The sequence below is a fragment of the Mesorhizobium sp. Cs1321R2N1 genome (assembly GCF_037179725.1).
Taxonomy (GTDB): domain Bacteria; phylum Pseudomonadota; class Alphaproteobacteria; order Rhizobiales; family Rhizobiaceae; genus Mesorhizobium; species Mesorhizobium salmacidum.
The window spans coordinates 1-11,731 of sequence record NZ_JAPYKP010000167.1; the positions used below are offsets into that span (position 1 = coordinate 1).

The 11,731-nt window shown below is 63.2% G+C and carries 13 protein-coding genes and 1 pseudogene; 7 read left to right on the plus strand and 7 right to left on the minus strand.

The window, feature by feature from the left end; all coding sequences use genetic code 11:
• The 3 genes from folP to folK all read left to right on the plus strand — a co-directional run.
• Positions 1-550: dihydropteroate synthase (gene folP / locus O7A61_RS28000; protein ID WP_337132524.1), on the plus strand; the 550-nt coding region annotated here is incomplete at its 5' end.
• Between the two features lie 3 nt (positions 551-553).
• Positions 554-913, plus strand: coding sequence for a dihydroneopterin aldolase (gene folB, locus O7A61_RS28005; protein ID WP_337132525.1), 360 nt, complete (start codon positions 554-556; stop codon positions 911-913).
• A complete protein-coding gene (gene folK / locus O7A61_RS28010) occupies positions 897-1,409 on the plus strand; it encodes a 2-amino-4-hydroxy-6-hydroxymethyldihydropteridine diphosphokinase (RefSeq protein ID WP_140503675.1) in 513 nt (170 codons plus the stop codon). The genes folB and folK overlap by 17 nt, the downstream gene beginning before the upstream one ends.
• 10 nt (positions 1,410-1,419) lie before the next feature.
• Here the strand turns inward: folK and O7A61_RS28015 are convergent, their stop codons facing one another.
• Positions 1,420-1,965 (minus strand): DUF924 family protein, encoded by a 546-nt coding sequence (locus O7A61_RS28015; protein WP_337132526.1) that lies wholly within the window; start codon positions 1,963-1,965, stop codon positions 1,420-1,422.
• Between the two features lie 16 nt (positions 1,966-1,981).
• Positions 1,982-3,817 (minus strand): monovalent cation:proton antiporter-2 (CPA2) family protein, encoded by a 1,836-nt coding sequence (locus O7A61_RS28020; RefSeq protein WP_337132527.1) that lies wholly within the window; start codon positions 3,815-3,817, stop codon positions 1,982-1,984.
• 161 nt (positions 3,818-3,978) lie between these two features.
• On the opposite strand from O7A61_RS28020, the gene O7A61_RS28025 reads away from it, so the two are divergent.
• The 3 genes from O7A61_RS28025 to O7A61_RS28035 all read left to right on the plus strand — a co-directional run bounded on the left by O7A61_RS28025 (position 3,979) and on the right by O7A61_RS28035 (position 6,676).
• Positions 3,979-4,968, plus strand: a complete 990-nt coding sequence (locus O7A61_RS28025; RefSeq protein ID WP_337132533.1) for an AraC family transcriptional regulator — start codon at positions 3,979-3,981, stop codon at positions 4,966-4,968.
• A 59-nt stretch (positions 4,969-5,027) separates the two neighbouring features.
• A complete protein-coding gene (locus O7A61_RS28030; RefSeq protein WP_337132528.1) occupies positions 5,028-6,230 on the plus strand; it encodes an MFS transporter in 1,203 nt (400 codons plus the stop codon).
• A 179-nt stretch (positions 6,231-6,409) separates the two neighbouring features.
• The gene (locus O7A61_RS28035) at positions 6,410-6,676 is read left to right on the plus strand and encodes a hypothetical protein (protein WP_337132529.1); all 267 of its coding nucleotides are present in this window, start codon (positions 6,410-6,412) and stop codon (positions 6,674-6,676) included.
• 105 nt (positions 6,677-6,781) lie between these two features.
• On the opposite strand, the gene O7A61_RS28040 is transcribed toward O7A61_RS28035, so the two are convergent.
• From O7A61_RS28040 to O7A61_RS28055, 4 genes are all read right to left on the minus strand, one after another.
• On the minus strand, positions 6,782-7,333 hold the full coding sequence (locus tag O7A61_RS28040; RefSeq protein WP_337132530.1) for a hypothetical protein: 552 nt from the start codon (positions 7,331-7,333) through the stop codon (positions 6,782-6,784).
• 123 nt (positions 7,334-7,456) lie between these two features.
• Entirely contained in the window at positions 7,457-8,542 is a 1,086-nt protein-coding gene (locus tag O7A61_RS28045; protein WP_337132531.1) for a YcjF family protein, read from the minus strand.
• Positions 8,539-10,017: a YcjX family protein gene (locus O7A61_RS28050; protein ID WP_337132532.1), complete on the minus strand. Its 1,479-nt coding sequence runs from the start codon at positions 10,015-10,017 to the stop codon at positions 8,539-8,541. Before O7A61_RS28050 ends, O7A61_RS28045 begins: the two co-directional genes overlap by 4 nt.
• Positions 10,018-10,093: 76 nt before the next feature.
• The gene (locus O7A61_RS28055) at positions 10,094-10,597 is read right to left on the minus strand and encodes a SixA phosphatase family protein (protein ID WP_027144925.1); all 504 of its coding nucleotides are present in this window, start codon (positions 10,595-10,597) and stop codon (positions 10,094-10,096) included.
• 276 nt (positions 10,598-10,873) lie between these two features.
• Between O7A61_RS28055 and dksA the strand changes: the two genes are divergently transcribed.
• The gene (gene dksA / locus O7A61_RS28060; protein WP_027144926.1) at positions 10,874-11,290 is read left to right on the plus strand and encodes an RNA polymerase-binding protein DksA; all 417 of its coding nucleotides are present in this window, start codon (positions 10,874-10,876) and stop codon (positions 11,288-11,290) included.
• A 135-nt stretch (positions 11,291-11,425) separates the two neighbouring features.
• Here dksA and O7A61_RS28065 read toward each other — a convergent pair.
• Positions 11,426-11,731: pseudogene (locus O7A61_RS28065) on the minus strand (hypothetical protein); the annotation flags it as partial.

An 11,731-nucleotide genomic window follows, 5' to 3' on the forward strand; every position in this document is an offset into this window, starting at 1 on the left:
GGACACCTATCGTGCGGACACCGCGCGGCTCGCCGTGGCCGCCGGCGCGCACATCGTCAATGATGTCTGGGGTCTGCAGCGCGAGCCCGACATTGCGCGAGTGGCGGCCGAAACCGGCGCCGGGCTCGTCATCATGCATACCGGCCGGGATCGCGAGAAGCTTCCCGACGTGATCGCGGACCAGCTGGCGTTCCTGGGGAAATCGCTGGAGATCGGGCGCGGGCAAGGTGTCGCCGACGACCAGATCGTGCTCGACCCAGGCTTCGGCTTCGCCAAGGAGACGGCGGAGGAAAACCTCGACCTGATGGCACGGTTTTCCGAGCTTGATGTACTCGGCTTCCCACTGATGGCCGGTACGTCGCGGAAGCGCTTCATCGGCACCGTCACCGGTCGCGATGCAGCCGACCGGGTAGCCGGGACGGCGGCGACCAGCGTCATTCTCCGGCTCAAGGGCGCGCATCTGTTTCGCGTCCATGATGTCGCAATCAACGTGGACGCGCTGGCCGTGGCGGATGCTATGCTGGCGCGGGAAACCGGATCGGAACGCTGAGCCATGTATGTCATCCGCATGAAGAATTGCGCCTTCTTTGCCCGGCACGGCGTGCTGGACGAGGAAGAAGCGCTCGGTCAGCGTTTCTATGTCGATGCCTCGCTCACCGTCGAGCCCGGACGCGCGCTCGTCGATGACGCCATCGGGGAAACGGTCAATTACGGCGTCGCCTTCACCGTCATTGAGGAAATCATCACTGGACACAGGCGTTTCCTGATCGAGGCCTTGGCCCTGGAAGTCGCAAAGGCTCTCACCGGGCGCTTTCTCCAGATCCGCAAAGCCGAGGTTACCGTTCGCAAGCCGAATGCCCCGGTGCCTGGCGTGCTCGATTACGTCGAGGTGACCGTTGTCTGGCCCGAGTAACACCGTCTATCTGAGCCTCGGCGGCAATCTCGGTGATCCGGCCAAGTCGATGGGGGCCGCGTTGCGCCTGCTCGACGCCGATACCGACACTGACGTGGCCGCCGTTTCTTCGCTCTACCGGACGCCGCCCTGGGGCAAGCTCGACCAGCCGGACTTCCTCAACGCGGCCGCCGAATTGTCGACACGGCTGTCGCCGCGGACATTGCTCGACCTCTGCCTCGATGCCGAGCGAAAGCTCAAACGTGTGCGCGAGGAGAGGTGGGGGCCGCGCCTCATCGACATCGACATCCTGGTGTTCGGCGACCGCATCATCCATGAAACGGGCCTCGAAGTGCCGCATCCGCGCATGCTGGAGCGCGCCTTCGTGCTGGCGCCCCTGGCCGAGATCGCGCCGGACCTTACCGTAGACGGCAAACGCGTTGTCGATCGCCTGGGCGCGGTCGATGCGGCCGGCATCGAGCGGCTGCCGTCCGGCCGCGACTGGTGGCTGCGCTAGACCGGCGGTATCAGCCGGAGAAACCACCGTCATCCAGGAACGCTTTTTCCTCAGCCGTCGTCTCGCGGCCGAGTATTCTGTTGCGGTGCGGGAAACGGCCGAAGCGCTGGATGATGTCACGGTGTTCCAACGCGTATTTCAGATTGAACTCGGCCCTGGCGGTGTGAAGTTCGACCGACAGGTCCTGGTCGGCAAGGTTTTCCGAATGCTCGAACGGCAGATAAAGGAACACGCGGACTTCCGGCTCCAGCACCACATCATGGCCGGCAGCAACCGCCTTTCGCGCGAAGTGCTTTGCCAGAGGGTCGGTCGCGAACATGTGGCCGGTACCGCGAAAGCAATTGCGCGGAAACTGATCGAGCAGGATCATCAGCGCCAGCGAGCCTTCGGCATATCCTGACCACTCGTCGTATTCACGGCGTGCGGCAGCGTAATGGAAGTCGAGGAAGCCGTCGCGGAAATCGGCATCGAAAGCGTTGTTCTTCTCGAACCACGCATCCTCGCCGGCGTCGCGCCAGAATTTGGTGACCGACAGGGCTCTGCTGTCCAATTCCATTGCCTGATTCCCCAATTCAATTCGCCGGTTCGGATTTATGCAGGACGCCGGCCGTTTCCTCGTTGAGCGCCTGGCCGGGACGGCGGGGCGTGGAAAGCGGGGTCGGGATCGGCGTGCCGATATTGCCTTTCAGAAACCGCTGTCCCGAGCGGATGCCTTCGGCGAGCTGGGTCTCGAACCGGGCCGTGTCGCGGCGCCTGACGTCCTCGATCGTTTCGGCGACGTCTTCGGGATCGACGCCCAGCGCCTCGAGGGTCGAGCCACCAAAGACGAGCGCTGATTCGAAGGTTTCGCGCAGCTGATAGTCGACGCCGGCGCGAATGAGCTGCAGTGCCGTGCCGCGGTCGAACGCACGTGCCAGCACCGTAAGCAAGGGGAACTCCGCCTTGACGAGTTCGGCGATCCGGATGGCGGCGTCGGGCTTGTCGACACAGATGAGCACGGCCCGCGCGCGGCCGGCCCCGGCCGCGTGCAGGATGTCCAGCCGCGTGCCGTCGCCATAATAGACCTTGAAGCCGAAATCGGCGGCCGCCTGGATCATCTCGACATCGTTGTCGATGATCGAGACGTCGATGCCGCGCAAGAGCAGGGGTTGGCTCGCGATCTGGCCGAAGCGGCCGAAGCCGATGACCAGCACGCTGCCGGTCAGGCCATCGGCGACTTCGACGCCGTCCAGCGACTGCTCGTCGCGCGGCGTGAAATAGCGCAAGGCAATGATCGCCAGCGGCGTCAGCACCATGGAGATGATGACGATCGCCGTCAGCGTCGCGTTTGCCTGGCCATCGATGATGCCGACGGCGGCGGCCGCGGAATAGAGCACGAAAGCGAATTCACCGCCTTGCGCCATGAAGATCGCGCGTTCCAGTGCCTCGCGGTGGCCTGATTTCAGGATGCGGGCGACGATGTAGATGCCGAAAGCCTTCATCACCATGTAGGCGACGACATAGATGGCGATCAGCTTCCAGTTCGCGGCCACCACATGCAGATCGAGCGACATGCCGACCGCAAGGAAGAACAGGCCGAGCAGGATGCCGCGGAACGGCTCGATGTCGGCTTCGAGTTGATGGCGGAAGGTCGATTCCGAGAGCAGCACGCCGGCCAGGAACGCGCCCATCGCCATCGACAGGCCGCTGAGCTGCATGGCGAGCGCCGACCCGAGTACGACCAGAAGAGCCGCGGCCGTCATCACTTCGCGCGCACGGGCATCCGCCAGGATGCGGAAGAAGGGATTGAGCAGGTAGCGTCCCGCCACCACCAGTCCCACGATCGCGGCGAGGCCGATGCCGACCTCGGTCAGCCGCTCCGAGAGGCTGGTATCGGCGCCGCCGGGCGCCAGGAAAGCGATCAGGGCGAGCAGAGGCACGATCGCCAGATCCTCCAGCAGCAGGATGGAAACGATGCGTTGGCCCTTGGGCGAGGCGATTTCGCCGCGTTCCTCCAGAAGCTGCATGACGATGGCCGTCGAGGTCAGCACGAAACCGGCGCCGGCGACGAAGGATTGCGCGATCGGAAACCCTCCGGCCATGCCGATACCGGTCAGCAGCACGGCGCATACCCCGACTTGAAGCGCGCCAAGCCCAAAGATCTCGCGGCGCAGGCCCCAGAGCCGCGACGGCTGCATTTCCAGGCCGATGATGAACAGGAACATGACGACGCCGAGTTCGGCGACATGGAGGATGGCTCCCGATTCAGAAAAGACACCGATGCCGAATGGGCCGATCACCACGCCGGCGGCCAGGTAACCGAGAATCGAACCGAGACCCATGCGCTTGAAGATCGGGACGGCCACCACACCCGCCGCCAGCAGAGCCACCACCTGAATGAGATCGCTGCCTGATGCTTCCGCTGCCATGCCTCTTGTCCCTGTGTCCGACATCACTCCTTGCATGCAGTTGGAGCGGGAGGCAAGGGCGGGGAGCCTGCCAGGACGGGTAGGGTGCCGTTGAAGCGATTCCCCTAGTGGAACAACGGTCTCCGCTTGCCTGTCGGACGATTGGTGTCTATATGGGTCCGATGCTTGACCATTCGTCCCGGCCGGGTCCCGCGCCTCACATCCCGATGGATGCGCTCAGCGAAGTTCTACAGGACTTTCGCTTGAGTGGAGTCAATTATGGTCGCTGCGAGCTCCGACATCCTTGGAGCATAGAATTTCCGCAACAATCGCTGCTTCGTTTTCACTTTGTTGGTCAGGGTCCCTGCTGGATTCATACCGAAGCGCAAGGCTGGCAGGAGTTGCGCGATGGCGATCTGGTGCTGCTGCCGCAAGGTATCGCCCATCGGCTGGCGAGTGCGCCGGACGTCGTGGGCGACTCGCTCGAGGGTTGCCAGGTGACCAATTTGGGGGGCAACGTCTGCGAAGTGGTGCGGGAAGGCACGGGCGCGGCAAGCACCCTTTTCTGCGGCTCCATGGCCTTGGGTGCCTGTGCGCTAAACCCGCTGATTACGTTGATGCCGCCTATCATCAAGGGTTGCGACGTGGCCGGCAATGACCCGATCGTTGGTCCTTTGCTGGCGGCTATGACCGCGGAAGCCGCGCAACCGCAGACGGGCAGCGCCACCATCTTGTCTCGTATGGCGGACTTGCTGACAGCCCGGCTCATTCGCTGCTGGGTCAATTGCACGGGGGCTTCGACCACCGGATGGCTCGCGGCCATCCGCGACCCCAATATTGGCCGCGCTCTGGCAGCCATGCACAGGGACCCCGGCCATAACTGGACGCTCGAAAGCCTCGCCGGCCTGGCAGGCCAATCGCGCTCGATTTTCGCGGAGCGCTTCAGTGCCGTATTGGGAGAAGGCGCGGCACGCTATCTCGCCCGTCTGCGCATGCAGCTTGCCCGCGAGTTGCTGGGGCAAAACGGCTTGTCGGTGGCCGAGGTTGCTACCCGCTTGGGCTATGATTCCGAGGCATCCTTCGCTCGCGCCTTCAAGCGCATCACCAATGTCTCGCCGGGCGTTGTGCGCCGCACAATTCCCGGACGAATAGACGTGAATTTCGGATTTTAAGATACATCTCATCCGAAAAGAGTTGTTTATGAAGATCTCCAAACTTTGGAGATCCGTCCGTGACTGACACAACATTACAGCTTGAAGACGCGGCGATTGACCTTGATGCCGTCGCGCCGACCACGTGGAGCGCAACCACATGGTTCGCGGTCCTTTCCTTGGCGGCCACCAGCTTTGCGCTGGTGTCCGCCGAATTCCTCCCGGCAGGTCTGTTGACGCCGATGGCTCGCGATCTCGGCATCAGCGAGGGGACGGCCGGGCAGGTGGTCACCGCCACCGCTTCCGTCGGCGCCGTGACGGCCATGTTAAGCAATGTCCTCATCGGCCGATTGAACCGCAAGACGGTGCTTGTCGGCCTCATGGCCTTGGCGGTCGGTTCCAACATTCTTGCGGCGCTGGCGCCAAATTTCTGGCTGTTATTGTTGGGCCGGGCCGGGCTGGGGATCGCTCTCAGCGCTTTCTGGGCACTTTCGGTAGCCGTCGTGGCGAGGCTGGTGGGTGCCAATGCGACGGGGCGGGGCATGGCTATCGTTACCCTCGGCGTCTCGCTCGCAACAATTGCCGCACCGTCGATGGGCGCGTTGATCAGCGACTGGCTGGGTTGGCGCAGCGCCATGGCGATGACGGCGGGGTTGGCCTTGATCGCCATGCTGCTGCAGTTACTCAGCCTGCCGACCTTGCCTGCAACGGCAAGCAATAGTCTTGCAGACGTCCTTCGGCTGACACGGCGGCGTGGCATTCAACTCGGTATGCTTGCTATCCTTTTGCTGATGACGGGGCATTTTGCCGGCTCGGTCTATGTACGTCCGTTTCTCGAACACGTGACGCTCCTTGCGACCGGGCCAATTGCCCTGGCGTTGCTCGGATTTGGCATCGCGGCTGTGATCGGCAATATTGCCGGTGGCCGCATGGCCGACGCCAATATCCACGTGGCTCTCGTGGTTACGGCCGCATTGATGGCGTTCGCGGCGCTGGCATTGGTGCTTTGGGGCGTGCACATCGGCATTGCCTTTGGCTTCGCCACGCTATGGGGCTTCGCCTTCGGCATGGCGCCGGTGGTGCTGCCGACAAATCTGTCTCGCGCGGCGCCGGACGCGCTGGAAGCAGCGGGCAGCCTGATGGTCGCGTCCTTTCAAGTCGCCATCACCATCGGCGCGGTTGTCGGCGGTTATGTTGTGGACACTTATGGCCCGACAGCGCCTTTGACTGCGACTGCCATCCTTGCCGCATCCGTCTTGGCGCTGCTACAACCGCGCAGCTGAACTTTGCCGCCACCGACACAGCAGCCTGAATCCGGCCGTTGGCAATGTTGCAGGCGCGTTACACAAGTTGACGTCGGTAACGCGTTGCTTGTTGCCGCAATCGAAGGCTAAGCACGCTCGGCTTCGGCCATTGGGGGTGAGCGGCGATCATGTCCCACCCTTTTGAGGAGATGACTGACATGAAGAGGTTTTTGCTCGTTGCCGTCGGGCTGGCGGTGCTTGCCGGTTCCGCCTGTTCGAAGGCGCCGGAATGCACGACCGAGATGGCGACCAAGAAGGCGCAGGACATGGCCGCCGCGCTGCAGGAGGCGATCACCAAGGACCCCTCCAAGGCGGCTGACCTGACCGCCAAGGTCCAGGCGGTGACGACCAAATATCAGGGCTCCACGACCCTGGCCGATGCCTGCAAGGCGTATGACGAGGTGACCGCCGCGATCAAGGGCTGACGCCCGACTGTTTCAAAGGAGGCGGTGGCGATGGGCTGCCGCCTCTTTGGTTTTTTTGGGGTGTATTCGAGCAATTCCAGGAAAGTGTGAAGCGATTTTCGTCGCTCAGTTCGGCGCGATGGAGCCGACCTCGACGGTATCGACCCGCTTAAGACTCATGCCGATGACCGGCACCAACTGGTCCTGAACGCGCACGGCGATCGTCACCGTCATCGAATTGTCGTCGGGAATGCGTGCCTGCATGACGCCGCGCAGTTGGTTGCGGTTGATGGTGAAGACGACCTTGCGGGCGTCGACGACATTGCCGCCGATGATATCGAGGCCGGCACCGGCCGCGCCACCCATGAAGGAACCCTTGTAGTCGCGGCCCTTGCGCTCGATCTTGGCCGACATCGGCTGGGTGAACATGCCGACCCGGCAACCGCCGTCAAGCGTCATGCCCATCTTGCCGTCGGGGGTGGCGCCGGTGAAGCTGCAGTTGAATTTCGTGCCCTTGTACTTGCCGGCGACGATTTCGCCGGGGCCGATCCACTTGCCTTCGGCCGACTGGAAAAACTGCCTGTCCGGCTCTCCGGCGCAGGCCCCGGAGGCAATACCGGCGACCGCTGTGATCGCCGCCGCCAGGGGCAGGATGCTGGACAGAATTACGCTTTTCATCGACGACACCCGGCAACAACGAGACTGTTTGAAACCGGTTTGACCATGAAGAAGATTGGTTAATGCTTCGTCACCGGGAGCCTTCGAAACCGCAATCCGAGCACCGTCCCAAAGAGCTGGACGCTATTTGGCGGAGCCGGCTGTTTCGGCGTCTTTCTTGGTCGCGAACGATGTCAGCGCGGCGAGAAAATCGCCCAGTCCCGGGCGCTTGGCGGCGCTGAAGGGCAGGGGGCGCGCCGTCTCCATTGCCGCGATGCCGATGCGCGCCGTCATCATGCCGTTGACGACGCCCTCGCCGAGCTTTGCCGAGAGGCGCGCCGCCAGGCCGTGGCCGACGATCTGTTGGACAAAGCTGTCGCCGATGGCAATCGAGCCGGTGACCGCCAGATGCGCCAGCACACTGCGCGCCAGATGGAAGAAACCTAGCGTTCCGGGCCGTCCGCCATAGAGTTCCGACAGCCGGCGGATGAGGCGCCCGGCCTCGAAGACGACATAGGCGACATCTACGAGCGCGCGCGGGCTCACCGCCGTCACCAATGAGACCCGCTTGGCGGCCTCGAGAATCATCACCTTGGCCCTGACATCGAGGGGACCGAGGATTTCCGCTTCCGCCAGGCGCACCAGATTGGCGCCGTCGATGATCTCGCCGCGCAATTCGGCCAGCGCGCGCCGGCCAGCCGCGGTCTCGGGTTTGGCCGCGACAAAGGCCGACAGTTCATCGACCACCGCGCGTGCCGCCTTCGGATCGTCACGCGCGATGGCATCGAGCGCGCGCTTCTGCAGCTTTTCGACCTCGGCGAGGCGGGCGATCGCAAGGAATTCGCGAATCAGGATCGTAAGAAGCGCCAGCAGCGCAATCGCCGCCATGCCGGCGGCCAGCCAGCCCAGCCATTCGGCGCGGGCAAAGAGATCGTGTATCAACTGGTCGGTCCACAGGCCGACAGCCAGCGAAACCAGCACGCCGAAGGCGCCGAAGAAGATGCTGCCGAGAACCGAGCGCCTTCTGGGGGCGACCGCCGGCGGTGGCTCGGCGGCAATAATGTCCGGTTCGTCGAAAACGTCGATCTCCGCCGGGATGACCAGCGCCACATCGGCCTTCATCGGGCGCGGTTTGCGCGGCGGTTCGGCCTGGCGCGCTTGTGGCGCGTCTTCTTTCGGCGCTGCTTCCGGCTCGATGCGGAATGCCGCCGGTTTGCGGGGCGCGGTCATGCCAGATGGTCTCCGATCAGGAAGTGCAAGGCGCGGTCGAGCCTGATATGCGGCAGCGACAGCGTGACACCTTCGGCCGTGCGTTCGAGTTTCGGCGGACGGAACCGGACGAAGCGGATTGCCGGGTCCGCGGAGTCCTGCCTGGGGTCAGATCCCGAAAGGTCGAAAACAGCATCAATGTTTTCCGGTAAATCACCAGGAAATATAGCTGTTTCCGTCTTTCCATCGAATGTTTCGCCATTGATCTTCTCGCCGGCGATCGGCGTGCCGATAATAACAGGCAATGTCTCGCGGCCTTGTTTTACGGTGCCCTCGCGGGTTGCGCGCACCGCCGCCATGGCGACCACGTCGACATCGGCGCCGGTGAAATTCGCTCGCGCCACGGCGCGGTCAGCCAGGCGCCGCACGATGGCCTGCAGCCGCTCATGACTTTCGTGGTGCAGATGATCGGCCTTGGTCGCTGCGACCAGGATGCGGTCGATACGCCGGGAGAAAAGGTCGGTGAGGAAGCTGCCCCGGCCAGGACGGAAACAGCTCAGGATCTCGGTGACGGCGCGCTCCAGGTCGGCCATTGCACCTGGCCCGGCGTTCAGCGCCTGCATGGCGTCGATGAGCACGATCTGGCGGTCCAGACGCGTGATATGCTCGCGGAAGAACGGTTTGACGACATGCGTCTTGTAGGCCTCGTAGCGGCGTTCCATCATGGCGTGCAGCGAGCCGTTGCGCGCGCGCCTGTCTCCGAGGCCTGCCAGCGGCGCGAAGGTCAGCGCGGGAGAGCCTTCGAGGTCGCCGGGCATCAGGAAACGGCCGGGCGGCAAGGTCGAAAGCGCCCGCTCGTCGAGCTTGCATGCCTTGAGATAGGCGGCGAAGCTATCAGCCAGCCGGCGTGCCGTCATTTCGTCGGCGTCGGCATTCGGGTCGATTTCCGCCGAGATCGCTCGCCAGGCCCGCGAAAGGTCCTCGCGCACCGGCAGCGTGGCCATTTCGAGGGCTTCGCGCGAAAAATCGGCGAAGGATTTGCCGAGCAGCGGCAGGTCGAGCAGCCATTCGCCGGGGTAATCGACAATGTCGACCGACAGTTTGCCTGACGAAAACATGCGGTTCCAGCCGGAGGCCGATTCATATTCGATCGTCAGCCGCAGTTCCGAAATGGCGCGGGTCGAGTCCGGCCAGACGCGATCGTTGACCAAAGCGGCGATGTGGTCCTCGTATTGAAAACGCGGCACGGCATCGTCGGGCTGCTGTTCGAGGAAGGCGCGCGCGATCCGCCCCGATTTTTGCGCCTCGAAGAGCGGCAGGCGTCCGCCGTGGATCAGATTGTGGACGAAGGCCGAGATGAAGACGGTCTTGCCCGCGCGGGAGAGACCCGTGATACCCAGACGCAGCGATGGAGAAAAAAGTCCGGTGGCACGTCCCGACAAAGTGTCGAGGGCAATTCTTGCCTCGTCGGTGAAGGTGGTCAGCGATGATGCCAAAATGTGCTCTCTCGGACTTGCGTCCGTCCGATATAGGCGCTGGAACCAGGCTTTGAAATGGTGCAGGAAATCGGCATCAGAGATCGGCAGGTGTCAGAAACGCTTCGAGATAACCCGCTCCCTGGGCCGCTTTCGCCAGATTGCCGGGGAAACGGACGACGGCGAGACCCGAGGTCGGAAAGCCATGATTGAGCATTGCCCGCTCCGTCTCGCCACCATCGCCCGAAACCGCCATGGCGAGATCCTCAGTCATCGGGTTGTGGCCTATGACCAGCAATGACCCGGGTCCGCCATGATCCCGGACGAGCCGGAGATAGCCGGCTGCGTCTTCGCTGTAGAGCGTGTCGAAAAACAGCACCTTGCCTGTGTCGGTCTGGCCAGCCAGTCCCTCGAGCGTTTCCCTGGCGCGTTTGGCGTTGGAGCACAGCGTCAGGTCCGGAACATAGGAGCGGGATCGCATCGCGGTCCCCATCTTTTCGGCATCGGCGCGGCCGGATGCGTCGAGTGGACGATCGAAATCACGCATGCCTGGCAAGGCCCAGCCGGCCTTGGCGTGTCGCAACAGATAAAGCCTGCTCACACAACCTCCAATGACGCCCGAAAAGCCGAAGTCCTGCGCCGATTAGCCACGAGAAAAGCTTCGCGCACAATGGTGCGCGTTCTTCAGCGCGGCGAATCACCTGCGGGGCGATCGGCGAGGATCGTCGTACTTTCGCCATCAAAACAGATTTATCCCGCTCCGGCGAAGGCCGGAGACACACTTTAACAATTGCGTGAGTCGGCGGTTGATTGCGCTTGTGCAGGCGTCTGGCGGCGAATATATAAGCGCCAAATTTGGGGCTGTTGGGTGAGTCGAATGAACGACATCGTTACCGCCGATTACGTACCCTCCGAAGACGAGCCGTTCATGAACGAACGGCAGAAATCCTACTTCCGCTCGAAGCTCGTCACCTGGAAAAATGACATCTTGCGCGAAGCGCGCGAAACCCTCGAAATCCTGCAGCAGGAAAACGCCAACCATCCCGACCTCGCCGACCGCGCCTCTTCGGAAACTGATCGCGCCATCGAGCTCAGGGCCCGCGACCGTCAGCGGAAGCTCATCTCAAAGATCGATTCGGCGCTGCAGCGCATCGACGAAGGCACTTATGGCTATTGCGAGGAGACCGGTGAGCCGATCGCGTTGAAGCGGCTCGACGCGCGCCCGATCGCTACCTTGTCGATCGAAGCGCAGGAGCGGCATGAGCGCCGTGAAAAAGTCTATCGCGACGACTGATAGATCGCCTCTGCATTGATTGCCAAATGGCCGGTTCTCCGGCCATTTTTGTTCGACGTCGGCGCGCACTTCAACTGGCCAAGCGCGCTTGAACGTCGACTGGTTCAGTTCACTGGCAGGCGGCCCGGGCGCAAATCATCTCTTCTGGCTCGAGAGTTCGCCCAAAAGCCTGGTCATTTCGTCGTCGAGCGACGGCGGTGCCTTGGCTGCCGGTTTGTCGGCCGGCCCGCCGGACTTGGGCTGGTCCAGCGAAACTTCGAGTTCCTTCATCAGCGTGTCGTCGATGCTGTCCTGCCTCGGCGGGGGCGGTGGCGCCTGCCTGACGGCATTGGCGTTGGCGGAGCCATAGGCAGGCAGCGGCGTGACATTGGTCGACTGGTAGGGTTGCGCCACTGGTTTCGGTGTGGGAGCCGGGGCCGGTGGCGGCGCTGCCGGGCGCTG

What these genes read in the sequence shown, in the direction of transcription:
- folB (WP_337132525.1), top strand. Translation starts at nt 554, where the DNA reads ATGTATGTCATCCGCATGAAGAATTGCGCCTTCTTTGCCCGGCACGGC.
- O7A61_RS28015 (WP_337132526.1), bottom strand. Translation starts at nt 1,965, where the DNA reads ATGGAATTGGACAGCAGAGCCCTGTCGGTCACCAAATTCTGGCGCGAC.
- O7A61_RS28020 (WP_337132527.1), bottom strand. Translation starts at nt 3,817, where the DNA reads ATGGCAGCGGAAGCATCAGGCAGCGATCTCATTCAGGTGGTGGCTCTG.
- O7A61_RS28025 (WP_337132533.1), top strand. Translation starts at nt 3,979, where the DNA reads ATGCTTGACCATTCGTCCCGGCCGGGTCCCGCGCCTCACATCCCGATG.
- O7A61_RS28035 (WP_337132529.1), top strand. Translation starts at nt 6,410, where the DNA reads ATGAAGAGGTTTTTGCTCGTTGCCGTCGGGCTGGCGGTGCTTGCCGGT.
- O7A61_RS28040 (WP_337132530.1), bottom strand. Translation starts at nt 7,333, where the DNA reads ATGAAAAGCGTAATTCTGTCCAGCATCCTGCCCCTGGCGGCGGCGATC.
- O7A61_RS28045 (WP_337132531.1), bottom strand. Translation starts at nt 8,542, where the DNA reads ATGACCGCGCCCCGCAAACCGGCGGCATTCCGCATCGAGCCGGAAGCA.
- dksA (WP_027144926.1), top strand. Translation starts at nt 10,874, where the DNA reads ATGAACGACATCGTTACCGCCGATTACGTACCCTCCGAAGACGAGCCG.